The organism is Cohnella sp. GbtcB17 (assembly GCF_019091135.1).
GTDB lineage: Bacteria > Bacillota > Bacilli > Paenibacillales > Paenibacillaceae > Cohnella.
The window spans coordinates 86,327-109,533 of sequence record NZ_JAGXJW010000008.1; the positions used below are offsets into that span (position 1 = coordinate 86,327).

The window sequence follows — 23,207 nt, forward strand, 5'->3', positions numbered from 1 at the left end:
GTAAGCGAGAAATGTGCGCTTGCAGGGCGGCCGAGCAGCTGTAAGCGAAGCGAGGTTTCCACGGTTGTAGCGCAAGATGCGAGTTCGACGCCGGCTGTAAGCGAGAATTGTGCGCTTGCAGAGCGGAGAAGCAGCTGTAAGCGAGCATTCCGCTGGCTGCCATAAAAAAGATCGCCCTCCACTCGGCCAAAGGCCTTGCGGAGTCGGCGATTTTTTTACTGTCTATTGACCGTATCTTTTCCTATCAATAGACCGTATCTAGTTAATCGTCAAGTTAAAGCCCGGCTGCAGGTAGTACAGGCTCGGATAGGCGACATTGCTCGTCGTGAGGCCGTTGAAGGTCGCCGAGCCATTGCCGGTGTAGGTGAAGATCGCGGCACCTTGGTGCGGTCCGGAGAAGCGCGACGTCGTGACGCCGTCCAGGCCTGTGCCGTTGATGTTGATGTTGTTGAACACGATATTCTGGAAGCCGCCGCCGTAGCCGAACTGGATCGCGTCGCGCTGCGTGTTGAGGATATCGATGTTCGTGAACGTGACGTTGCGGATGGCGTCGTTGGACGCTTCGAGGTCGATCGCGCCGCGCTCGCCGTTGTACAGATCCTGGCTCGTGCCGCTGTTGATGATCGTCGTGTCCGAGAATACGATGCCGGTGTTGTTCTGGAAATGGTAGCCCGGGAACACGGTGTTCATGCGGATGCCGGAGCCGCCGACCGTGTCGACGATCAGGTTGTGGTCCGCCTTGTGGCCGCTGCCGCCGAAGAAGGCAATGCCGCCCGCGCGCCAGTTGTTCTCAATCGTGTTGTAGGAGAACGTATTGTTCACGCCAGCCGGCGCGCCGTTCGTGTCGCTGGTCCAGACGGCGAGCGCGTCGTCCCCGTTGTTGCGCAGATTGCTGTTGCGAACGATCGAGTTGCTCGTGCCCTGGGCGAAGTTGACGCCGTCGGCCAGGTTGTTGCGGATGCGGCTGTTCTCGATCGTCAGCCCGTTCGCGTAGATCGCCGGCGTATGCGCATAATCGCCGACCCAGAAGCCGCATTCGAAGTGCTCGACCCATACGTCGTGAATTGTGGAGTTCGAGCCGAAGTTATCCATGAAACCTTTGTAAATCGCATTTTGGCCGTAACGAGACCGAAGCTTGGAGTTCATATACACGTTGCTGAAATCTAGCTTGCCGGAAATGCGCAGCGAGATACCGCCGCCCGCCGCGTTCGGGTTCGTGAACTGAATGTTCGTATGCCAGATGCCTGCGCCCGTCACGGTCAGGTTGTTGATCATATTGTTCGCCGAGCCGATCTCCCACATGCTGCTCAGGTTAAACGTGCCCTCAGGAATATACAGCGTCTTGCCCGCAGAGACGGCCGCCGTCACCGCGGATTTGAACGCCGCGAGATCATCCTGTCCGTCGTTCGCCACCGCACCGTAGTCCGTCACCGATACGGCGCCCGACGGACGCGCGATCGCTGTCGGCACCGGCTCGATCTCCAGGAAGTCGACGCCGTATTCGATGCTGTCTCCGCCCTTTTGGATCCGGATCGTATCACCGGGTTGAAGCGGCGTATCCAGCTTCCAGTGCACTTCGTCGAAGCGGAAAAGCGGACGTCCGCCGCCCGGCGCATCCGCCGGCATGTCGCCGGAGAAGTACTGCCAGTTGTAATACGACGATAGCGATACCGTCTTTACCTTCGTCCCGTTGACGTACACGTCAAGCGAGCCGTTCAGGCCCATCCCGTCGCCGGAGTCAGGCATCGTGAAACGCATCGTGACGCCCGCGCCTCCTTGTCCCTGGCGTACGGTCCATTGCGCATAGGAGCCGTTCGACGGCAGCGCCACGTATTTTTGCCCGGACGCTTCCGACGCGATCAGCGCCTGGTCGAAGTTCGGCGCAGCCTGAAGCGTCGCGCCGCCGCCTCTCGTCGCGTCCTCCGTGTCGTAACGGAAGTACGGCATGCTGGCACCGCGTGCCGCATAGACGGTCAGATTGGCGGTACTCGTATTGTTGGTCTGTTTGGTCGGGACTTCGTTCCCGTCCGCTGCGACCGTGGTCGTCACCGTATAGCTGCCGCTGCCCGCCGTCCACGTACCCGGGATGGCGACGTTGGCGGAAGCGCCCGCTGCGAGCGATCCGCTGTAGGAGCCGTTCAGCGTCTGGACGGTCGTGCCTGCCCCGTTTTTGATCGCAACCGAGATCGCATGAGCGCCGGCGGCCGAAGCGATTGTGCCCTGGTTTTTCAGGTTAACCGTAAAGCTGACGGCGTTGCCGACGGTCGGCGTGACCGGCGACCAGGAAGTCACGGCGACCAGATCCGAGCTGGAAACTGGCGCGACCGTAAGCGGCGCGGCGTTCGTATAGCTGTTGTTCGCTTCGTTCTGTTCGATGACGGCGTTGCTCTCGTCGACCTTGGCCGAGAGCGTATAGGATGCCGCGGTCTTGGCGCCTGCGCTCACCGACACGTTGGCGGATGCGCCCGCGGTCAGCGCGCCGACCTGCGCGGTGCCGGCGGCGTCTCCGTTCAGGTAGAAGTTGACCGTCGTCGCCGCGGATGCCGCGGTGCCGTTGTTTTTAACGGTCGCGTTCAGCGTGATCGCATCGGTCTCGATCGGCGAGGCCGGCGACCAGGACATGCCCGAGCTCGTCAGGTCGGGATTGGCGGCCGGCGTGCCGAACACCTGGAACTCCGCGACCTGGCCCGCAGGCGCGCCCGTATTCGCCGTAATGTTCAACTGCAGCCGCTTCACCGTCGCCGTCACGGGGATCGTCACCGTGTTGCCGGATGCGGGGTTGAACGTATACGTCTGCGAGGACACCAGATTCGAGAAAGTCGTCGTCGACTGATTGTGGCCGAGCACCTGGATTGTCTGGGTGCGTGTGCCCCACTCCGTCGCGGGGTTGAGCTTGAGTACGATGGACGTGATGTTCTGGTTGGCGCCGAAATCGAGCGTCAGCGTGCTCGGATTGCCACCGCCTTCCCAGTACGTGGCGGTGTTGTTGTCGTTCGCGTTGGTCGCCACGAAGGACTGGGTGTTCGAGGAAGCGACGATCGGCTTGCCGATCGCGATGTTGCCGCCCGGCGGCGGCGTAGCTGTCGGCGTTGCCGTTGGGGTGGCCGTAGGCGTCGCCGTCGGGGTCGCGGTTGGCGTTGCTGTCGGGGTCGCCGTAGGTGTCGCCGTCGGCGTGGAAGTCGGCGACGTGCCCGCATCCACCGTGATCTGATCCAGATTTACGTTGGCAGAATCGCCAGCGTCGTATTTGTAGGCGATCGTATTGCTGCCGGCGTTCAAGGTCAAAGCCTCCGTCTGCGTGGCCCAGGTGTCCCAGTTAGCCAGACTTGCGAGCGTGGTCTGACGAATCTTGGCGCCGTTCACATAGATGGACAGCGTTCGGGCGGCGCCGTTCGCGTTGGCGTACTTCAGCGTCACGTTCCGGCTGCCCGCCGCTGCCGTGTTGACCGTGAAGGTGGTCGTCGCGCCCTGCGTCCAGTAGCCGTCGACAAAGCCGGTGCCGGCATAGCCCGCATGGTCCGTGTTCACCTTGGCGCCGCCCGAGAGCGCGGCAGACTCCGCTTGATACGTGCCCGGCGGCGGCGTTGGCGTTGGCGTAGGCGTCGGTGTCGTCCCGCTCGCGCCATAAATTTCAAGCTCAGATAGCTGAGCCGCAGGCCAGCCCGTGTTGGCGGTGAAGCTCAGACGAACGTAACGGGTCGACGCCGCCGTGAAGTTGATCGTAACCGAGTTGCCCGCTACGGCCGGATTAAACGTGTAGTTGGCGGAACCGACGATGTTGGCAAACGTCGTGCCGTTCGTACTGCCCTGAACGGCCAGCGTCTGCGTGCGCGTTTCCCAGCTTGACGGCAGCTTCAGCACGATCTGATCGATGCTGACGCTCGCGCCCAGGTCGACCTGTATCCATTGCGGAAATGCGTTGTTCGTACTCTCCCAATAGGTGCTTGCATTGCCGTCCTTCACGTTGTCGGGCGCGTACGTCTGCGATTGACCGCTCGCGGTAATCGTCTTGCCGATCGTCAGATTCGCTCCCCCGGCCGCGAACGCGGGAGAAATGGAGCCTGCGGCCGAGATCCATCCGGTCATCAGCAATAGGAGAGCGAGCGTCCATGCTGCGTGCTTGTGTCGCATTATAGTCCTCCTCAAAATGGTTTTGAAGCCGATGTTGCGAAGTCTCACGGAATGATAGCGGTTACAATTAACGTCGAACCGATCAGCTGCCGACTGCTTCGTCTACCTTGGCCTGCGTCCGTCCACCTTCCCTTCCTGAACTTAAAGTACAGCTTTATTATAGTGAGGCGCTCCCCTCGCCTATAAGGCGTGATTTTACGAAGATGGTAGTCGATTCCAAGCACCTGCGCGATTCAAACGCAAACAGGCCACCCAGAGCTTCCTGGCTGACCTGAACAGAGCATTCGGTTTGTCGGCGATTTACTGCAGCGCTTGCGACTGGTCGATCCAGCCAAGCAGCGTCTGCACATACCGTTTTAAATACTTAAGCGTCGTCTCGTCCGTCAGACGGCCGCGTTCGGCGTCGACCTTGTCCATGACCTGCGAGATATACATCTTCTGAAAAGGCAGCACCCACGCCTGCGTGGCCTCCAGCGTCTGCCGGATTTGCTGCTGAGACAGGATCGTGCCCTTCGGGCCCGGCGTGGCGCCGACGATGCCGACGGGCTTGTGAATGAGCGCGGCCGTCCGGGTCGGCGTCGACGCCCAGTCAAGCGCGTTTTTCAATACGCCGGGAATGCCCGAATTGTATTCCGGGCTCACGATCAGCAGCCCGTCCGCGCCGCGGATCGCCTCGCGATAGAGCCGCACGGCGTCGGGACCGTCGCCTGCGTCGACGTCCGCATTATACAAAGGCAAATCCGCGATCGATATGTATTCGTAAGCGGCTTCTTCCGCCAGGCCTAGCTCCGGCACGGTGGCCGCAATCATGCGATTGTACGACTGCTCCCTCAAACTCCCCACGATAATGCCGATTTTTTTCATCCCCATACGCCTCCTTTGATAGAGAAAGGGACGACCGCCTGACCGGCCGGCCATCCCTTCGTTGCATTAGCGATTCGCGAGGTACGCCGCGACTTCGGCAAGTCTCGACGCGTAGCCCCACTCGTTGTCGTACCAGGCCGCGATCGACACGATGTCGCCTTGTACCTGCGTCAGCGGCAGGTCGATGATCGACGAGTGCGAATCGCCGACGATGCGCGAGGACGCCCATTCGCCTTCAAGCACGTCCAGCACGCCCTTGAGCTCGCCTTCGGCCGCCGCGGCGCGGAACATGTCGTTGATCTCCTGCGCGGTGACCGGCTTGTCGGTGATCAGGTTGAGCTCGGCGATGCTGCCGGTCCGGGTCGGAATCCGGTACGCCTTGCCCGTGATCTGCAGGTCCGGCCAGATGAACTTGAGCGCCTTGGCCGCGCCGGAGGACGACGGGATAATGTTCTCGGCTGCCGCCCACGAGTCGCGGCGGTCCTTCATCGGCTGATCCGTTAGCGACTGGGTGTTCGTGTAGGAATGGACGGTCGAGAACAGGCCGTGCTTGATGCCGTAATTCTCGCGAACTAGCTTGACGACCGGCGCCAGCGCGTTGGTCGTGCAGCTCGCCATGCTGATGATCTTGTGCTTGTCCGGATCGAAGTGGTCGAGGTTGATCCCCTTCAGCAGCACGGCGTCGCAATCGTCGAGCGTCTTGCTCGGGCCGCTGACGAGCACGCGCTTGGCGCCCCGGTCCAGGTGAACCTGGGCGACCGAACGCGTCACGGCGCGGCCGGTGCAGTCGATGACCAGATCCACGCCGAGCGCCTGCCAGTCCGGCACTTCGCTCGCGGAATTGATGTACTTGATGTCCCGGCCGCCGATGACGATGCTGCCTTCGCTGCCGGATACCGCCTCCGGCCACCTTTTATAATTAGTGTCGACTTCGAACAGCGCGGCCAAAGTGGCCTCGTCCTTAATGTCCGAGATCGACACCGGCACGAAAAGATTGTCTTGAAGAGCGACCCTGAGCAACTGCCTGCCGATGCGTCCGAATCCGAATACCGCGATTTTGCCCATGTTTGCCCTCCGATAGGTATGAATTTAATTTGACTGCGCGTACCTCTCCAATTTACACCTTATCCGGGTCGGATTGAAGAGCCTGCGGAATTAATTCGCGCACTTCGATCGGCAGCAGGTTCGCTTCGATCTGCTCGCGGTGCGGCTCGTACCAGGAAGGGAGCATCAGCTTGCCGCCCAAAGCGTCGGCCGGCTCGTCGTTCGCGAATCCGGGCGGATCCGTCGCGATCTCGAACAGAATGCCGCCGCTCTCGCGGAAGTAGATCGCGTTGAAGTACTGGCGGTCGATGACCTCCGTCGGATGGAAGCCGGCTTCGCTGACCGTTTGCTGCCACTGTACGTGCTCTTCGAAGTCCTTCGCTCTCCAGGCGATATGGTGAATCGTGCCGGCCCCCGGCGTTCCCCACGGCATATCCGCAGTCGGCACGTCGACGATGTTGCCGATGTCGCCGAATGCCCGGAAGCGGGTGTAGCCGTCCCCTTCGCCGACGCGTTCCATGCCGAGCACATGCTCGAGGACCGCACCGGTCTGCTTGACGTTCGCGCTGAACAGGATCGCGCCGCCGAAGCCCTTGATCGCCTTATCGGGCGTGATACCGCCAAACGACCATTCGCTGTTCGCGCCTTCTTCGCGTTCGACAAGCTCAAGGCGCAGGCCTTCATTGTCTTCGAACTGCACGAAGCTCTCGCCGAAGCGCGACGTCTTCTCGAACGAGATACCGAAGCCGGCGAGACGCTCTTCCCAGAAGCTCAAGGCGCCGACCGGCACGACGTAAGTCGTCACGCCGACCTGGCCGCCGCCGACCCGTCCCTTGCGGGAGTTCGGATGCGGGAAGAAGGTGATGATCGTGCCGGGACTGCCGGACTTGTCGCCGAAGTAGAGGTGGTACACCTCGGGAGCGTCGAAGTTGATCGTCTTCTTGACGAGCCTAAGGCCCAGGACGCCGGCGTAGAAGTCGACGTTTTCCTGCGGGTTTCTGGCGAATGCGGTGATATGGTGGATGCCTGCGGTTTGGATCGCGGTCATGATGGAATCACTCCTTGTTTTTATTTGGGAAGCTTCGCTTCGGTTTAATTTAGTTGGTTAAAATAAGTTGAGCGCGCTGTCGAGCGAATATGCGCCTGCCCCGGCGAATGCCACGCCGATCGCGATGGCGAGCATCACGAGCGGGTACTCGTAGCCATTGGCGGTCGACCATATTCCGTTGGGTGCGTGGACTTTGATAGCGCCGATCATGGCGAGCGCGATCAGGACGGCGGCGACTGGCGTCAGCAGGCCGACCGCGAACAATGCGCCGCCGATTAACTCCATCAGTCCGGCGATCACGGCCATCGCGACGCCCGGCTTGATGCCGACCGACTCCATCCAGCCGCCCGTCCCCTTCGGTCCGTAGCCGCCGAACATCCCGAACAGCTTTTGGGCACCGTGCCCTACGAACAACAAACCTACAACGATTCGAATGATCAGCAATCCCGTATCCATCATAATAATTCTCTCCTTTAAAATGTTAATTTTAATTTTCTTTAATTGAAGATATTAGTGCGCGAAAACTTCGCCTTCTAAATCGGCTCCCGCCAGCTTTGGCCTTGCTTGAGCATCGGAAGCTGCGTCGAGCTCGCCGTCATTTTCCTCTTAGTTCCCTGTGCGCCGGTCATTTGTCATTCCTCATTTCGCGAGTGTTGATGGGGTGATTTTGTTTGGTTCGTTTATGTCTTGAATTAAAGATAATTGATTTCGAGCGATTTGTCAATACCCCTTTTAGAGAGTTTTGGGAAGGCTATTTCTTGCGCAAGATTGGTTTGTTTCTAGGTGGGACTTCTTGAGATGTGGTGGCGTTCTGGAGGGCAGATTTGTTTCTCGGCGGGACTTCCTGCGATGTGGCGGTGTGCTGGAGAGCTGGTTTGTTTCTCATTGGGACTTCTTGCGGTGCGGTGGTGCCCAGGAGAGCCTGTTTGTTTCTACATGGGACTTTCTGCGGTGTGGCGGTGTCCAGGAGAGCCGGTTTGTTTCTATGTGGGACTTCCCGCGTCATGGCGGTGTCGCGGCGAGCCGATTTGTTCTTCGCCGGGACTTCTAGCGGCGTGGCGGTGTCGCGACGAGCCAGTTTGTTTCTAGGTGGGACTTCTAGCCACGTGGAGGTGTCGCGGTGAGCCGGTTTGTTCTTCGCTGGGACTTCCAGCAGCGCGGCAGTGTCCAGGAGTGCCGGTTTGTTTCTACATGGGACTTCCAGCAGCGCGGCAGTGTCCAGGAGTGCCGGTTTGTTTCTACATGGGACTTCCTGCGGCGCGGCGTTGTCGCGGAGAACTCGTTTGTTTCTAGATGGGATTTCCGGCGGTACGGAGGTGCCCGGGAGAGACGGTTTGTTTCTCGTTGGGACTTCCATCGGCATGGCGGTGTCGTGGAGAACCAGTTTGTTTCTAGATGGGACTTCTAGCCGCGTGGTGGTGTCGCGGTGAGCCGATTTGTTCCTCGTTGGGACTTCCAGCGATGTGGCGGTGTTGCGGAGAGCCGGTTTGTTTCTACATGGGACTTCCTGCGGCCGGATAGCGCTCTGACGTAAGCATTCTCACGCAAAAAACGCCGCTGGGACCGTCCATACGGACGGCCGCTCGGCGGCGAATGGCTGGACTACATAGTTAGCCGTGATGCTTGGGGATGAGCGTGCACAAGCGGCTGGAGAATCGGCTGCCCCAGACGGCGACGGCCAGCAGAACAAACACGGCCGCGGCCGACAGGACCAGCGGGCTCAGCGCATGGGAGAATGCCGCAAGCGTGCCAAGGACGACAAGCCCCGTCACATGCGGAACCGCGAACATGCGGGATACGATCCAGATAAAGATCGCGTTGCTCAGCAGATAAAGGGCCGGGGAACCCAAGATGACCAATGCCACGCCCGGCTCTAAGTGCCCGGCAGGATGCGCGAGCAGAAATTCGTCCGCGACGGCCGAAAGCACGATGCCTCCCGCCAGCAACAAGTGCGTATAGGTATAGGCCGCCCTCGCCAGCTCTCCGGGGACTCTCGCGTTCACGATATAGTGATGGCCGATACGAGACGTGGTCTCGAAGTAAATCCACCACATGGACACCGTGCCCAAGAACGAGACGAGAAACGCCAACACCGTCTCCGTATTCCTTTCCAATCCGGCAAAGGTGGCGCCCATGACGATAATGGACTCTCCGAGCGCGATAATAATGAACAAACCGGCGCGCTCCGCCATATGCGCCCCTTCGACCGCCCAATCCTCGGCCGTCGAGCGGCCGATTCGCGGCACCCAGAAGCCGAGCGACGGCGCCACATAGTCGATGAGCAGAGCCACGCCCCACAACGCCAGTCGAATCTCTCCCTCCTGCGTTCCGCCCGCGACCCAAAAGACGCCGGACAAAATGAGCCAGCACAATATTCGCACCAGGTTGATCTGATTGACCGGCGCGCCGTGCCCGAGCGCCCATACGGTAAAGGCGGTGCGCCCAATCTGGAACGCGGCGTACGAGATGCCGAAGTATAGTCCGGCGTGCTCGAAAGCTTCGGGAATGGACGTGGACATCACGAGGCCGACGAGCATAAGCGAGAACAGCATAATACGCACCGGAAGCGCGTCCGGACTTAGCCAGTTGATGACCCAGGTCGTATAGTTCCACGCCCACCATACCGCCATCGTCAGCATCGCCGTATGAAGCGCGCCCATCCACGTGAAGTTCTCGAGCAGCGAGTGGGACAGCTGCGTAACGGCGAATACGAAGATCAAATCAAAGAACAGCTCGATAAACGAAACTTTGCCCGAATTGCTAAGGCCTCTGCTGCGAAAAAGCTCGGGTCTGTGATGCGCTTGCGCCATGCCGGCGATCCTCCTCTTCGCTCTCTTCTCATTTAAAGCTGAGTATAGCAGAGAACGCCGGCTCTTGGGCTAAAGTTTCGCGCGCGGCCGCGCCGCCCTGCCCATCGGAACCACGAACGCTGCGAGCAAACTGCCGAACAGCAGCACAATACCCGCCGACTGCAGCCCATCCGGCCGAAAGCCGTCGACGAGGATATCGAGCAGGATGGCCACCGCGGGATCGACGAAAACGAACACGGCGACGACCGGAGACGGCAAGCGGCGGATGCTGCCGAAAAAGAGCAGGTACACGAACCCCGTATGGACGATGCCTGTCGCGACGGCATACATCCATTCGCCGCGCACGAGCTTTTCATAAGCTCCGAAATGCACGAACGGCAGCAGCAGCGCCAGCCCGATCGCCATCTGGATGAACGTCGTCGCGTACACGCTCGTCTGCCGGACGCTTCTGCCGAGCAGCATCGTCGCCGCGTAGAAAAAGGCCGCCAGCACGCCGCAAAGCATGCCTGCCCAACTGGGAGCGCCGCCGAGGCCGCCCGCGCCCATGATAAGCATCGTACCCGCGAAGCATCCCGCGAGCGAGAGGATCGCCGCCCTGCCGAGCTTGTCCCGGAAGATCAGGCCGCCTGCGACCAGCGCAAAAATCGGAGCCAGATGATACAGCGAGATCGCGATCGTCACGGATATGAGCCTGAACGCGGTGAACAGAAATACCCAGTTGAGCAGGTTGGACACGCCGCACGCGACGACAACAAGCGTCTCTCTGGCGTCCCAGCGCTCACGCTTAAAGCTGCCGGTGAGCAGCCAGGCCGCCAGCAGGATCGCAAAGGCGCAGACGCAGCGGACGAATACCAGCTCGACGGCCGGGAGGCCCGTCCGCGAAGAAAAAAAGCCGACCGATCCGAAAATGGCCATGGATACGATTAATTGCGTTAAAGCGGACTTATGCATGATTCTGGATGTGTCTCCCCGGTGTCTGATGGACCTACTCTACTATAGATTCGGGGATGGGGACAACGCGGGAATCTGTGCCAGGTCCGGATCGATCGGTTAAATCCGTTTTATTGCGAATCCGTCCCCGATTCCGGCACCGGCCCCGGCACGGAAGCCGGCGTCAGACCCAGCTTCGGGTCGTCCAGCTCCAATCGGTACATCATCTGGTTGTAGTTGTAGCGCGGCGTCGGGGCCGCATTCGTGAAGGTGTTCGTATAAGTGCCCTCGAAGTAAATGACGCGCCCGCCGTCCTTGTCGAAAAACTCGTCGTGGGCGACATTGTAGAAGGTGTAGTTGTTGTGCGTCACGATTTTCTTGGCGGTCGTCCACGGTCCTTGCGGAGCGGGCGCTTCTGCATACCAGACCTCGCCGAGCCCCGACGGGCTGCCGCCCACCTGTTGGCCGATCAGGACGTACTTCTGCCGGTAATCGTTCCACTCGACCGTGCTGCTGGCGAGCTGAACTTCCGCTCCGGTATCCGTATCTTTCAACTGGAAATAATGGGGGTCGTCGGCGCCGATCAGTCCGAGACGGATCAATTCCTTCTCCTCGTCCTGCTTCAGCGGAGGCGTGTTCTTCTTCCAGCCCCACACCAGCTTGCCGTCGGCGTCGCGCTCGAGCGTCGTGTTTGCGCCGTCGTAGGTCGTGCCCGGCGCCAGGCAGGTAAATGCTTCGTACTGCGTGTAATCGGCAATCGCCGCGTAGGAGGCAGCCACCCGGAGATTCGGCGCCCGGTGCTCGGTGAACAACCAATAGCCTTGGCCGTTCTCTTCGTAATAGGTCGCTTGGCCGCCGGGATGACGCCAGTCGTTCTTGTCGGGGAACTGGACGACTTGCTCGAACTCCTGCTTGTCGTCGTTGAAGACGAGAATGCCGAAGGCGGTCGTCTCCGGATTGTGCGTGCTGTAGCCGGCGAGCAGCCGCTCTTTTCCTTGTGAATCCTTGGCCGTCATCAGGCCGAACACCCAGGCGATCCCGGCTCCGTCGGGCAGCGGCGGCACCAGGCTCTTCGCGAATCCTTCGTCGTTCGTTATATACGACAGGTTCACGCCGACGTCAGGATCGAGCCCGCCCTTCTCCGGCAGCTTCGATGTAGCGCCCGTGACGCGGAAGTTCCCGAGCGGGTAACTCGGTCTGTCCGTGTCGCCCCAGAACCAGTACAGACGGTTGCGATATTTGATCGTCTGGACGGAGTCCGAGCCCATGACCAGACCGTTGATCACTGGCTCCTTGATCGGCGCCTTGAGGCCGAGGAGGGTGCTGTCCCGATAGATGCCCTGGCCGGTAATCCGGTATAGCCGCTCCGCGATATTGATGCGGTTCATCGTCAGCGTCACGCTTCCGCCGGGCGTCACATCGACGGCCTGCCCGCGGTTGCCGAAGAAGTCGGCCGGGTAATCGTAGCCATGGCTGGACAGATGGAAGAAGACCTTCTGGTTCATCAGTCCCGGCTCGTCAAAAGCGACATAGCCAGCGCTGTCGGTGTAATACAGCATGTTGTTCGTCGTCTTGAGCTCCACGGCCGGAATACCCCGCCCCGTCTCGGCGTCCACGACCTGGATCTTGAAGGGTTCCTGCTTTTTCTTGGCCGCGACAGCGGTGTCCGTCTGCGCCGCCCCGGTGCCGTCCGCGGCTGCGGCCGCCGTCACGCCGGGCGTCATCGCCGCCAAGAGTACCGCGCAGGCCCACAGACCTGGTCTTTTCCACGAACTCGTTTTCATCTTGATCCCTCCAATGAGATACATTTTTGTTGCGCTTTTTGTCGGATCCGAGATGTAATTCGCCCCTCGTTCCCTTTAGAACAAGCGGTGCCGTCACCCCCTCTCGCTGCTGCCCTGCGGCGCCTTGGCAGCGCATACAAGATTCTCTGAATCCGGATGCGCTGCTGCAGGCTGTCCGTTAAGGTCCGGTTTACGACTGCTTCGTCAAAAAGGCGTCAACCTGCTTCTGCAGCTCGTTCTGAATCTTCTTGAGCGGCGCTTCGCCTTCCGCCTTGAACTTGGCGAAGTATTCGTCGGGGTCGAGCGCGCCGTTGAACAGGCCGTTGTAATACTTCGCCTGGATCGTCGAGAACTGGGCCACTTCGTTCTTCACGGGCGTGGGATCGAACGTAAATCCGGTCAAGACATCCTTCTGGAAATTATCCGCCTTCGCAATGAACTGGTTGTACTTCAGCGTCTCTTCGTCCGTGCCGACCCAGTCCCGCTCCAGCGTCGGATTAAGCATGAGCTGGAACGAAACGATGCCGCCGTCATTGTTCAGCGTATCGTACTGATGCTCGCCGACCGCCTTCCAGTTCTTGCCCTCGATCCCGTGCTCCAGCAGATCGTAGTTCTCCTGCCGGTTCGCCCAGTCGAGAAACATCATCGCGCGCTCCTTATGCTTGCTCGCTTTGACGATGGAGATGAAGTTATCCATCTTAAAATTGGACAGGTTGGCGCCCGGCGTCAGATCGAACAAGCGGACCGCTTCGAGCTCGCCGTCCGGCACGACCTGCTTGAGCTGGTCGTTAAACGGCTTGGGAATGCCGAAGGCCATCTGAGGCGAAGCCGCGACTTTGCTCTGGAGCATCATATCCGCCTGGGAGGTCTTGTTCGTTAATACATCCTGCGACATGACCTTATCGGTGAACAGCTTGCGGACGTCCTGAATATTGGACCAGATCTTGGGCTCCCGGGTGTCGAAGAAGTTGTACACCTTTCCGTCGTTGCCTTTGTAGTACAGCATCAGGCTGGCCCCGAAGACGTTGGTCGGGCGAATGCTGACGCTCGTATCGTCCCGAATCAGCCAGTTGACCCAGCTGTAGGTGACGTCGTCCCCGCCAGCAATGAGCGGCGTGATGCCCGGTTCCTTGTCGCGAACGGCGTAGAGATAAGTCTTCAGATCGTCCAGCGTCTTCACGGCCGGCACGTTCAGCTTCTCCCTCAGATCCTTGCGGATGAAGACAGATCGCGCCTGTGTGTAGGCGGCTCCCAGCGGAACGCCGTAGATGCTGCCGTTGATTTTGTTCGCATCCCACATCTGCTGCGGTCTCGTCTTGAGCACATTCTGTCCGTATTTGTTCAACAGATCGGTCAGTTCCTCGTAGTAGCCCTGGGCGGCCATCGAGTCCAGGTGAAGCCAGGGGGCGTCGAAAATCAGATCCACGTTCTCTCCCGAGGACAGCATGACGTTCGTCTTCTGGACGATGTCGGCGAAGTCGATGATCGTAAATTCGACCGTCGTGTTCAGTTCGGCCTTCAGGCGCTTGTTGACTTCCGCCAGCACTTCGTCGAAGTTGGCTCCTTTCCCGCCCGGCACAACGACCTTCAAGGTGACCGGATCCAGCGACTTGTCGCCGCTGCTTGCGGAACCGGAAGGTGCAGAGGTGCTGCTTCCCGAACCGGAAGCTTCGGGGGCGTTCCCGCCGCCTGCGCAGCCGGATATCGCACTCGCCAGTACGAGCAGCGCAGCCGCCGCGAACCAACCTTTGGGTTTGACCATGTAAAATACCCCTTTCAAATGGTAGCGATTTTTTATATAAGCGGCACGACCGCCTATTTCGATTGTTATCCCTTCACCGATCCAAGGGTCAATCCTTTGACGAAATACTTCTGAACGAGCGGATAAACAAAGATGATCGGACCGATCGTCAGGCATACCGTCGCCAGCTTGACCCCTTCCGCAGGCGGCAGCGTCAGGACGTTGCCATGATTAAGCGACGTGAGCTGCATCTGCGACATCAACTGCCGAAGCAGCAGCTGGAGCGGATACAGGTCGCTGTTGTCGACGAACAGGAGCGACAGCCACCAATCGTTCCAATATTGCAGCGCGTAGAACAAGCCGATCGTCGCGATGACCGGCGTCGAGATCGGCCGGATGATCTTGTAGAAGATGACCCATTCGTTCGCCCCGTCGACGGTGGCCGATTCGTTCAGCTCGTGGGGCAGCGATCGATAGAACGAGACGAAGATAAAAGCGTAGAACGGATTCATAATATAAGGAAGCACGAGCGCCCACAACGTATCCTTCAGATGCAGCCACCGAACGACCAGCAGGTAGAAACCGACGAGCCCCGAGCCGAAAATCATCGGTACGTAGGTCATGAACGACAGCAAGCCTCCGTAACGGTTTTTGGGATGAGCCAGCACGTATGCGAACAAGGCCGTGACGACGAGGCCGGCGACGGTTCCGGCAATGGTGACGGTAGCCGTGACCCCGTAGCTCGTGAACATCTGCTTGCCCTGCAGGAGGAATCGGTACGACTTGAGCGTAAGCTCGCTTGGCCATATGGCGTATCCGTTGAGCGCCAGGCTTCGGGTTCCGGCGAACGAGTTGACGACCATGAGCCAGAAGGGAAACAAGCACGCCAATGCGAACAAGATCAGAAACAGACCGATCAGCGGCATGGCGATTCGCTCGGATAGTCCGCCGCCCCGCCATTTCCGCTCGGGAGCGACCGGTACAATCGGATGATTCATTTGAAGCTCACCTCCGTTACTTTCCGCCGAATTAGAACAACCTCGAGTCTTTGTCGATTTTGCGAATGAGCGCATTAAACGAAACGACGGCAATGAGTCCCATGACGGATTGATAGAGCACGATCGCCGAGGACATGCTGAAGTCGCCCAGCTGCCGCAGCGCCCGATAGGAATACGTGTCGATGACGTCTGTCGTCGGAAACAGAATCCCGTTGTCGCCGATAATGCCGTAGATCATGCCAAAGTCTCCGTAGAAGATTCGACCGACGCCCAACAGAATCAGAATGATAATCTGAGGCTTGAGCAGCGGCAGCGTGATGTACTTCATCTGCTGCAGCCGGGTAGCCCCGTCCAAGCGCGCGCTCTCGTAATAATCGACCGACAAGCCGGCAATGGCGGCGAGCAGAATGATCGATAGATAACCCGCACTCTTCCAGATGCGCGTCAAGGTTAGAATGATCGGCCATACCCACGGCGTCTGATACCAATTGAAGGCTTCCAGACCGAGCTGCTTCAGCAGATGGTTAACCAAGCCATCCGTATTGTTGAACAGGACAAACGTCATATACCCGACGACGACCCACGAGATGAAGTAGGGCAGGAACACGACAGATTGGACTGTACGTTTAAACCACTTCAGGCGAATCTCATTCAAGAAGATTGCGATGAACAGCGCGAAGATCATCTCGAAGATAATGAACAGCACATTCAGATAAAGCGTATTGAACGTCACCTGGATCCAATCCTTGCCGGAGAAGAAGAAGCGGAAGTTGTCCAATCCCGCCCAGTCGCTGCCCCATATGCCCCGGCTGATCTGGAAGTTTTTGAACGCCAGCAGATGTCCGACCAGGGGGATATAGGAGAAAACGACGAGGAAGACGATCCCCGGTATGGCCATCGAATACAAGTAACGGTTTCTGACGAAGTCCTTCAACAAACGCTTCATGCTCCCGGTTCACTCCATTTCGTCCGACGCGTGCCGTATCCCGACGATGTTCATTATGAACGGCATCGGGTTGACGGAATAGTCTTCATTCTGTCGCTGCGTGTACTGAGATTGTCATTTTTGCGAGGATAAGCAGCTGCGATCAGGTCTTTATTCGGGGAGTTATAAAATGAGGACTTCACAGGAAATGCCGCACATGGTTAAGTAGAAGCAAGTATTTGGGCGAAGGTATCCGGCCCTTCGGAGGGTTATGAATCAGGGGAGCCTGTGGTATGCTGGGGGTGCTCGCAGGCTGGGAGTGATCATTTAACACGAGGTGCTGATTCACGATGATCAAGCTCTTTTTTAAAAAGACTTATATCCGCACCTTTCTTTTTCTCACCGGCATTCTGATCTGTTCGATCATTCCGTTCGTCTACTTCCTGTCTGCGGAATTCTCAAAATACTCCATGCTGGAGGTTCGCGGCAATTCGCAGCACGAAGCCGACAATCTGGCTTCAAAGGCCGAGACGATTCTCGGCAACTTGAGAGCTTACGGACTGAGCATGTACGCCGACCAGAATATCCAGAACTGGTACTTCAATACCCGCAAAGATCCGCTCGTCGACCACGCGGCGCTCGTCGCCCAGTCCAACTTCATGTCGACGGATCCTCTGATCAGCCGTTCTTATTTGATTAATCTGAAAGACAGCCTCGTCGTCGATTCCAAAGCCGGGATCGTGCCGTTCCGATCGTTCGCCGACCCGGGCATGCTGGAGCGGGTGAAGGTCTTCCGCCGTCAATACATGCATTTTTTCAACCATACTTTAAATGGCGCGGACAGTCTTGCGCTGCTGCTGCCGGCAACCCCCGAGAAGCCTTCGGACTTCTATCTCGTGCTGCTGATCGACAAGTCTCAGCTGTCCAGGCTGCTGTTCGGCGAGACCGTCTCATCGGAGCAGAACATTGTCGTTCTCGACGAGAACGGCGGCTTGATTCTGGGCAAGCCCGATCCCGGGCTGACCGATCGGCTCTATGAAAAAGCGCGCAATCGGCAGGGGGAGAGCTTTCAAGTCCGGCTTCCGAAACAGAGATGGTTCGTGAATACGGCCGAACTGTCGTTCGAGAATTGGACGGTATACTATTCGAACGAATATCGTATTTTGACCCGTCATATCGACTCTTACAAGCGAAATTTGATCGCATATACGCTGCTCCTGCTCGGTATCGTCTCGGCGCTGTTCTTCTGGAGCTCGCGGCGTTCGCTGCGGCCCTTGATGTTCCTGTCGGAGAAGCTCCGGCGGAAGCTCCCGCTTCCCGATTCCGCCTCCGGCTCAAAGCCGGATATCCAGTGGATCGACGACGGCATCGAAGCGCTGCTCACGAACGTGGAACAGCTTCATGCTTCCATGCGAAATCACTCCGAGCTCTTCCGGACGGAGGCCCTCACCCAGTGGGTGCTGCACGGAACGCCGGGCATCAAAAACTATGAATACATCCAGCGTCAGACCAGGCTGGCTTCCTGCGATGCCCTGTACTTGGCCGTCATTCGGATCGATGCTTACCCCGTCTTCTGCGAACGTTACGACTTCCTGTCCCGGAAGCTGATCAAGTACGCCATTCGCAATATCGGCGAAGAAGTGCTCGGCGCCGGCTCCTTCGCGTCCGAAGGCCTGGACATGGGCGGCGATCATCTCGTGCTGCTCATCGGCGGCCGTAAATCCGACGCGGATTCGCTTCAGACGCTGCTGCAGGAAATACGCGAACAGACTATGCGCATCCTGAAAGTCGAGACAACCGCCGCAATCAGCAATGCTTACGATATCGACGCGAATATCCGAACCGTATACGATCATATTTACGAGTTGACGATGCTGCGATTCCTTAATGGGGAGAGACGGATCTTTTTGGAGAGCGATTATGAGGCGTTTATGGAAGGCTATCCCGTCGCTTCCGAAGCGCTGGATCCGGTAGACGTCATCAAGACGATCCGCATCGGCCGTCCAGAGACAGCCGTCGCCCTGCTGCGCCAGCAGATGAAACACATTCAGGAGATGCCGTATCGGGACTGCAAGCTGTATCTGACTTACTTTACCTACGATCTGCTCAAGAGCTTCAACAAATCCAGCGTCATCCAGGAGGTCGGGAGCATCCATCATCTGCTCGACCGGTACGGCACGCTTGCCGAATTCCAGGCTTGGCTGGAATGCATCGTCGTAGGGCTCGCGGCAGAGATCGATGTGCCGAAGTCGCCGACCCGCAAGGAGGAGATCGTCCAAGAGATCAAGGCGTACGTGGACGACAATCTGCACGACAATCAATTGTCGGTCGAAGGGATCGCCGACAACTTCTCCCTCTCGGCCGGCTACATCCGTCAGCTGTTCAAGGAGATTATGACCGTCTCCTTGGCCGAGTACATGCTGCAGGAACGCGTCGAGCGGGTGAAGGCCAAGCTGATCTCCACCCCGCTGTCGGTCATGGAGATCGCCGATCAGTGCGGCTTCATGTCCAAGGGACACTTCTTCGCCGCGTTCAAGAAGTATACGGACCTGACGCCAAAGCAGTACCGGGAGCTCTACGGGAAAACAGGAGGGGAAGGTGCCTCCGCCACGGGGTAGGTTAAAGCGTACGCCGGAACACTTCCGACAGATGGATGGCAAGGCACGGCACCGCCGAGGAGACGATCTCGTCCTCCACCGTCCAGGTCTTGACGAGCCGGTACTCGCCATCCGTCAGCACGAACTGATCGACCAGCCGGTACTCGGGCTCGACCAGCCAATATTCGGCGACGCCGAACCGCTCGTAGGTCGCCTTCTTAATCGTTTTGTCATTGCGGGCCGTGCTGTCAGACAAGATCTCGACGACCAGGTCCGGCGCGCCGTAGACGTAGCCGTCCCGGATGATGTCGCTGCGCTCTCTGCTAATATAGAGCAAGTCCGGCTGCAAAATGTTTTCCTTGTCGAAGTGGACGTCCATCGGCGCGAGCAGGATCACCCCGTCCTACGCGCAGGAGGCATGGAAGGCCAGGTGAAGTTGTCCGAGCACATCCTGATGCACGAACTTCGGCGAGGTGAGGAAGTCGTACCGTACGCCGCCGATGATCTCGTAGCGTTCGTCGATAAAATACGTGCCGTGCGTCTCCTTGACCTTGCCGTTGCCTCCGCTTTTCTTTTCGCTCATTTTGCCATCCCCCTCACGCAGAACACCCCGCAAAGCCCCGCGATCCATCGCGCGCGCTCTGCGGGGTGCTTCCCCGATTATTTTCCCTCATTATGGTCGAAAAAGGGCGAAGTTGTCAATCCCCTGCGACGGGGTCCCGCTCTACTTCGCCAGCTCGCCGAACCGCGAGAACACTGCCAGCGCCGGATCGATCGGCACTTCCGCCCGCTGCAAGCCTTCGGGCGTCTCGATCGTCGGCGTCGGCCGCGGCAGGCGCCCTTCGAACTGCGGCAGCCACTGCTGCTGCGCGGTCAGCATCTCCGTCACCATGTCGCGAATCTCCTTCAGCGTCAGCACCGACGACGTGAGCGGATCGAGCGCGATCGCCTGCACGACCGTCTCCGGGTCACCGGACTTGGCCGCCAGCACGGCCAGCCGCTGCACGTTGATGTTGGTCATGTTGAGCGCCGCGCACTGCGGCGGGATGTCGCCGATGACGGTCCGGTGGATGCCCGTACGGTCCGCAAATACGGCGCCTTCGGCGCAGCAATCGGCCGGTAGGTTGGAGATCATGCCGTTGTTGCGCAGGTTGCCGCTGAACTTGAACGTTTTTCCCGTTTCCAACGCCTCGATAATATAAGCGCAATACTCCACGCTCCGGGGCGGCAGGTCGTACGATTCGTCCGCCAGAATGTCCTGGTCCTTGTACTTCTCGGCGACGTACGCGCACCAAGTATAGTACGCGCCGGATTCGCCGCCGAAGGAGGGCTCGTCGCAGTACAGGTCGAGCGCCTTTTGGTTTTTGCGGAACCAAGGTACGTACTCGGACAGATGCCCCGTCGACTCGGTCATGAAGTAGCCGAAGTGGCGGAACACCTCGCCGCGCACCTTCTCGTTGACGTAAAATTCAGGCTGCTCGAACTTCTCGCGGAGCACGGGGTACAGATCCTCGCCCTTGTGGGAGAGCTTCGTGAACCAGCCCATATGGTTGATGCCGGCGGATACGTAGTCGATCTCTTCCTTCGGTACGCCGGTATAGCCCGCGATGAGATCGAGCGTCGTCTGCACGCCGTGACACAGGCCGACATATTGAATGTTGGTCTCGCCGAGCGCCCAACAGATCATGGCCATCGGGTTCACGTAGTTGAGCAGCGTCGCGTTCGGGCACAGCTCCTCCATATCCCGCGCCACGTCCAGAATGACCGGGATGCTGCGCAGCGCGCGGAATACGCCACCCGGGCCGAGCGTATCGCCGATGCACTGGTCGACGCCGTATTTCATCGGAATCTTGTAGTCCAGCTCGAACGCGGAGACGCCGCCCACCTGGAACGACGTGATGACATAGCTAGCGCCGGCCAACGCCTCCCTGCGGTCGGTCGTCACGAGCACGCGCGACTTGAGCCCGTTTTTCTCGATGACCTTGTCGGCGAACGCTTTGACCTGCGAGGTTTTGCCGGTGGAGGGGGCCATCAGCACGAACTCGGTGTCCTCCAGCTCCGGCGTCGCCATAATGTCGAGCATAAGCGTCTTGCAGAAAACGATGCTGCCGGCTCCGATGATCGCCACTCTTCTCATCGTACGATCCCGTCCTTTCGCGGATTATTGGTACTGCTGCATGAGGCGGATGTAGTCTCTGGCGAGCTTCAGATCCTCGAGCGCTTCCTTCGACTCGCAAGGTGCCGGCCGTTCGCCCCGCACCGCGGCGATGAAGTTCATCGCCTGCTTGCGCATGGCGTGCAGGTTGGGCATGACCGGAATCTCGTAGGAAGGCGCGCCGTTGCCGTCTCGCATGATCGTGACCTTGCCGGCCTGCTGGCGGGCGAGCGGCGGCGGCAGATCGACGCGGACGAAGCCGCGCTCGAAGCAGACGAGCAGGCTCTCATGCCATTCGATCGACGTGTTGTAAGGGGACATCTCCAGCGCGACCGTGACGCCGCCGTCGCTCTCGCCGGCCAGCAGCACGCCGCGGCGATCCGCGAACGTGATCTTGTACGGCTCGCGCAGCAGGAAGCGGATGGCGTTGACCTGATGGATGTAATAGTTGACGAAAGCATCGAGGTGGCGGGTCTGCTCTTCCGTGAAGTAATCCGGGCCCGGCTCCACCGCGACGTCCGGATACGGTTCGTCCGAATTCAGCGGCGCGTCCGCGCCTCCGATCCAGTCGCCCGGCGGCATCGTCACGCGGACGTACTGCATTTTGCCGTACTCGCCGCTAGCCTTCCACTGCTCGATGACGGCGCTTGCGTGTTCCATCGCGGGATCAGAGCGCTTGTGGTAGCCAACCATGTGCAGCGTCTTGTATTCGTCCGCAAGCCGGACCAGCTCCTCGCCGGCTTCGACGGTGAGCGAGATCGGCTTTTCGGTGAACACCGGGATGCCCGCCTTCAGGATGTCGGGGATGAGGTTGATATGCGTGCGGTACTGCTGCGGCGCGACGATCGCGTCCACCTTCGCGTCATTCAGCAGCTCCAGATGATTGTTGTACACAGTGGGTACGCCGTAGCGGTCCGCCACCATACGCGCGAGCCCCGGGCGCACTTCGGCCAACGCCACCACCTCGCACTGGTCGCGCAATACCGCGTAGTTGGACAAGTGGGCCACCTGCCCCATGCCGCCGACGCCGACGAATCCGATTTTCAGCTTGCTCATCGCGCTCACTCCTTTGGTCCCAAATTTTCGAATAAATAAAGGCCTTCCGTGCCCGGCGCCACAATGTCGGGGTAGCCGTTGCCGGTAACGTCCTGAATCCACATGTAGATGCCGTTTCCTGAGCCTTCGCCTGCCGGGCCGTAATCGATGACATGTTTCTCGAAGGCGCCGCCATTGATCTTGAAGTAGTACAGGAACAGCGGATCGTCGAAGCCCGGATCGTTGTCGTGCGCCAGGTACCGCTTGCCGGTGACGAGCTCCAACTCGCCGTCGAGGTCGAGATCGACGAGCATCAGATCGTGATACTGCGAGGCTGTCGTATCGATGTCGTGGCGGATCCAGCTGCGGGAACCGTCCACCTCCCGGCGCTGCTCGTACCAGTGCAGGCCGTAGTCATGCGCCTGGCCGACGATCAGATCGCACAGGCCGTCGCCGTTCACGTCGTAGCCGAGCACCGGCACGCTGGCGGACCCGAGCGAGAACTCGGGGTGGAACGTCCACGGTCCCGCGAACGGATCCTCCGGCTGCTCCAGCCAGCCGTTCGACAGCACGATGTCCGTGCGCCCGTTGCCGGTAATGTCCGCAAAGCCCATGCCATGCCCGCTCGGACCTTCAGAGATGACGGTCTTGCTGAACTTCCCCGTCCCCTTGCCGTTCTCGTCGACGATCAGCTTGTAGAAGGTTTGAGGCGATCCCGGCGTGTTGGGAAAAATCTCGGGTACGCCGCAGCCGTCGATGTCGAAGTAACGAATCGTCTCGATCGGCGTGCTGGGGTCGATCTCGATCGTCTCCCATTCCGCGCCGGCGATCCCCGGGTTGCGTCTCCACTTGAGCGCGCCTCCCCACCAGGAGCCCGTCACGATATCGATCCGCCCGTCCCCGTCCACGTCCATCGGGAAGTCGGAGAAGTCGTCCCGGTAATGCGCGAAGGTCGCCAACTCGCAAATTTTGTGTTTTTTGACGAAGTCGGGGCCCTCGTACCAGTAGCCGCCGCTCACGATATCGAGCGTGCCGTCGCCGTCGACGTCGAAGACGGAGCAGGCTTCGAATGTCTCGTCGCTCAGCTTCCGCTTGTTGAATTGGATGGGCATGCGCATGTCCCTCTCTCCGCAAGTCTATGGATT

Annotated in this window: 17 protein-coding genes; 1 reads left to right on the forward strand and 16 read right to left on the reverse strand. The window is 59.3% G+C overall.

The genetic code is table 11. The annotated features are described in order from the left end of the window. Positions 1–258: 258 nt before the first annotated feature. From KVT38_RS06290 to KVT38_RS06340, 11 genes are all read right to left on the reverse strand, one after another. On the reverse strand, positions 259–4,131 hold the full coding sequence (locus tag KVT38_RS06290) for a CARDB domain-containing protein (protein ID WP_217592841.1): 3,873 nt from the start codon (positions 4,129–4,131) through the stop codon (positions 259–261). A gap of 300 nt (positions 4,132–4,431) precedes the next feature. After that, complete coding sequence (locus KVT38_RS06295) at positions 4,432–4,995, reverse strand: NADPH-dependent FMN reductase (protein ID WP_217592842.1); 564 nt, start codon at positions 4,993–4,995, stop codon at positions 4,432–4,434. Between the two features lie 66 nt (positions 4,996–5,061). Beyond that, positions 5,062–6,060 (reverse strand): type I glyceraldehyde-3-phosphate dehydrogenase, encoded by a 999-nt coding sequence (locus KVT38_RS06300; RefSeq protein WP_217592843.1) that lies wholly within the window; start codon positions 6,058–6,060, stop codon positions 5,062–5,064. A gap of 52 nt (positions 6,061–6,112) precedes the next feature. Beyond that, positions 6,113–7,087 (reverse strand): ring-cleaving dioxygenase, encoded by a 975-nt coding sequence (locus KVT38_RS06305; protein ID WP_217592844.1) that lies wholly within the window; start codon positions 7,085–7,087, stop codon positions 6,113–6,115. Between the two features lie 57 nt (positions 7,088–7,144). Next, positions 7,145–7,546 (reverse strand): DoxX family protein, encoded by a 402-nt coding sequence (locus KVT38_RS06310; RefSeq protein ID WP_217592845.1) that lies wholly within the window; start codon positions 7,544–7,546, stop codon positions 7,145–7,147. Positions 7,547–8,697: 1,151 nt separating this feature from the next. After that, positions 8,698–9,897: a low temperature requirement protein A gene (locus KVT38_RS06315; protein WP_217592846.1), complete on the reverse strand. Its 1,200-nt coding sequence runs from the start codon at positions 9,895–9,897 to the stop codon at positions 8,698–8,700. A gap of 69 nt (positions 9,898–9,966) precedes the next feature. After that, positions 9,967–10,848, reverse strand: coding sequence for a DMT family transporter (locus KVT38_RS06320; protein ID WP_217592847.1), 882 nt, complete (start codon positions 10,846–10,848; stop codon positions 9,967–9,969). Positions 10,849–10,958: 110 nt separating this feature from the next. Then, positions 10,959–12,611, reverse strand: coding sequence for a hypothetical protein (locus tag KVT38_RS06325; RefSeq protein WP_217592848.1), 1,653 nt, complete (start codon positions 12,609–12,611; stop codon positions 10,959–10,961). Between the two features lie 190 nt (positions 12,612–12,801). After that, a complete protein-coding gene (locus tag KVT38_RS06330; protein ID WP_217592849.1) occupies positions 12,802–14,373 on the reverse strand; it encodes an extracellular solute-binding protein in 1,572 nt (523 codons plus the stop codon). A 65-nt stretch (positions 14,374–14,438) separates the two neighbouring features. Continuing rightward, positions 14,439–15,350, reverse strand: a complete 912-nt coding sequence (locus KVT38_RS06335) for a carbohydrate ABC transporter permease (protein ID WP_217592850.1) — start codon at positions 15,348–15,350, stop codon at positions 14,439–14,441. 31 nt (positions 15,351–15,381) lie between these two features. Further along, on the reverse strand, positions 15,382–16,296 hold the full coding sequence (locus KVT38_RS06340; RefSeq protein WP_217592851.1) for an ABC transporter permease: 915 nt from the start codon (positions 16,294–16,296) through the stop codon (positions 15,382–15,384). A 329-nt stretch (positions 16,297–16,625) separates the two neighbouring features. Here KVT38_RS06340 and KVT38_RS06345 point away from each other — a divergent pair, with 329 nt between their 5' ends. After that, entirely contained in the window at positions 16,626–18,893 is a 2,268-nt protein-coding gene (locus KVT38_RS06345; protein WP_217592852.1) for a helix-turn-helix domain-containing protein, read from the forward strand. Position 18,894: 1 nt separating this feature from the next. On the opposite strand, the gene KVT38_RS06350 is transcribed toward KVT38_RS06345, so the two are convergent. The 5 genes from KVT38_RS06350 to KVT38_RS06370 all read right to left on the reverse strand — a co-directional run bounded on the left by KVT38_RS06350 (position 18,895) and on the right by KVT38_RS06370 (position 23,180). Continuing rightward, a complete protein-coding gene (locus KVT38_RS06350) occupies positions 18,895–19,269 on the reverse strand; it encodes a Uma2 family endonuclease (protein ID WP_217592853.1) in 375 nt (124 codons plus the stop codon). A gap of 6 nt (positions 19,270–19,275) precedes the next feature. Then, positions 19,276–19,455, reverse strand: coding sequence for a hypothetical protein (locus KVT38_RS06355; RefSeq protein ID WP_217592854.1), 180 nt, complete (start codon positions 19,453–19,455; stop codon positions 19,276–19,278). Positions 19,456–19,596: 141 nt separating this feature from the next. Then, positions 19,597–21,009, reverse strand: a complete 1,413-nt coding sequence (gene melA, locus KVT38_RS06360; RefSeq protein WP_217592855.1) for an alpha-galactosidase — start codon at positions 21,007–21,009, stop codon at positions 19,597–19,599. Between the two features lie 24 nt (positions 21,010–21,033). Next, positions 21,034–22,083 (reverse strand): Gfo/Idh/MocA family protein, encoded by a 1,050-nt coding sequence (locus tag KVT38_RS06365; protein ID WP_217592856.1) that lies wholly within the window; start codon positions 22,081–22,083, stop codon positions 21,034–21,036. A gap of 5 nt (positions 22,084–22,088) precedes the next feature. Continuing rightward, positions 22,089–23,180, reverse strand: coding sequence for an FG-GAP repeat domain-containing protein (locus tag KVT38_RS06370; RefSeq protein ID WP_254639038.1), 1,092 nt, complete (start codon positions 23,178–23,180; stop codon positions 22,089–22,091). Positions 23,181–23,207: the final 27 nt, after the last annotated feature.

What these genes read in the sequence shown, in the direction of transcription:
- KVT38_RS06325 (WP_217592848.1), bottom strand. Translation starts at nt 12,611, where the DNA reads ATGAAAACGAGTTCGTGGAAAAGACCAGGTCTGTGGGCCTGCGCGGTA.
- KVT38_RS06370 (WP_254639038.1), bottom strand. Translation starts at nt 23,180, where the DNA reads ATGCGCATGCCCATCCAATTCAACAAGCGGAAGCTGAGCGACGAGACA.
- KVT38_RS06310 (WP_217592845.1), bottom strand. Translation starts at nt 7,546, where the DNA reads ATGATGGATACGGGATTGCTGATCATTCGAATCGTTGTAGGTTTGTTG.
- melA (WP_217592855.1), bottom strand. Translation starts at nt 21,009, where the DNA reads ATGAGAAGAGTGGCGATCATCGGAGCCGGCAGCATCGTTTTCTGCAAG.
- KVT38_RS06355 (WP_217592854.1), bottom strand. Translation starts at nt 19,455, where the DNA reads ATGAGCGAAAAGAAAAGCGGAGGCAACGGCAAGGTCAAGGAGACGCAC.
- KVT38_RS06320 (WP_217592847.1), bottom strand. Translation starts at nt 10,848, where the DNA reads ATGCATAAGTCCGCTTTAACGCAATTAATCGTATCCATGGCCATTTTC.
- KVT38_RS06335 (WP_217592850.1), bottom strand. Translation starts at nt 15,350, where the DNA reads ATGAATCATCCGATTGTACCGGTCGCTCCCGAGCGGAAATGGCGGGGC.
- KVT38_RS06315 (WP_217592846.1), bottom strand. Translation starts at nt 9,897, where the DNA reads ATGGCGCAAGCGCATCACAGACCCGAGCTTTTTCGCAGCAGAGGCCTT.
- KVT38_RS06345 (WP_217592852.1), top strand. Translation starts at nt 16,626, where the DNA reads ATGATCAAGCTCTTTTTTAAAAAGACTTATATCCGCACCTTTCTTTTT.
- KVT38_RS06295 (WP_217592842.1), bottom strand. Translation starts at nt 4,995, where the DNA reads ATGAAAAAAATCGGCATTATCGTGGGGAGTTTGAGGGAGCAGTCGTAC.
- KVT38_RS06290 (WP_217592841.1), bottom strand. Translation starts at nt 4,131, where the DNA reads ATGCGACACAAGCACGCAGCATGGACGCTCGCTCTCCTATTGCTGATG.
- KVT38_RS06365 (WP_217592856.1), bottom strand. Translation starts at nt 22,083, where the DNA reads ATGAGCAAGCTGAAAATCGGATTCGTCGGCGTCGGCGGCATGGGGCAG.
- KVT38_RS06305 (WP_217592844.1), bottom strand. Translation starts at nt 7,087, where the DNA reads ATGACCGCGATCCAAACCGCAGGCATCCACCATATCACCGCATTCGCC.
- KVT38_RS06300 (WP_217592843.1), bottom strand. Translation starts at nt 6,060, where the DNA reads ATGGGCAAAATCGCGGTATTCGGATTCGGACGCATCGGCAGGCAGTTG.
- KVT38_RS06340 (WP_217592851.1), bottom strand. Translation starts at nt 16,296, where the DNA reads ATGAAGCGTTTGTTGAAGGACTTCGTCAGAAACCGTTACTTGTATTCG.
- KVT38_RS06330 (WP_217592849.1), bottom strand. Translation starts at nt 14,373, where the DNA reads ATGGTCAAACCCAAAGGTTGGTTCGCGGCGGCTGCGCTGCTCGTACTG.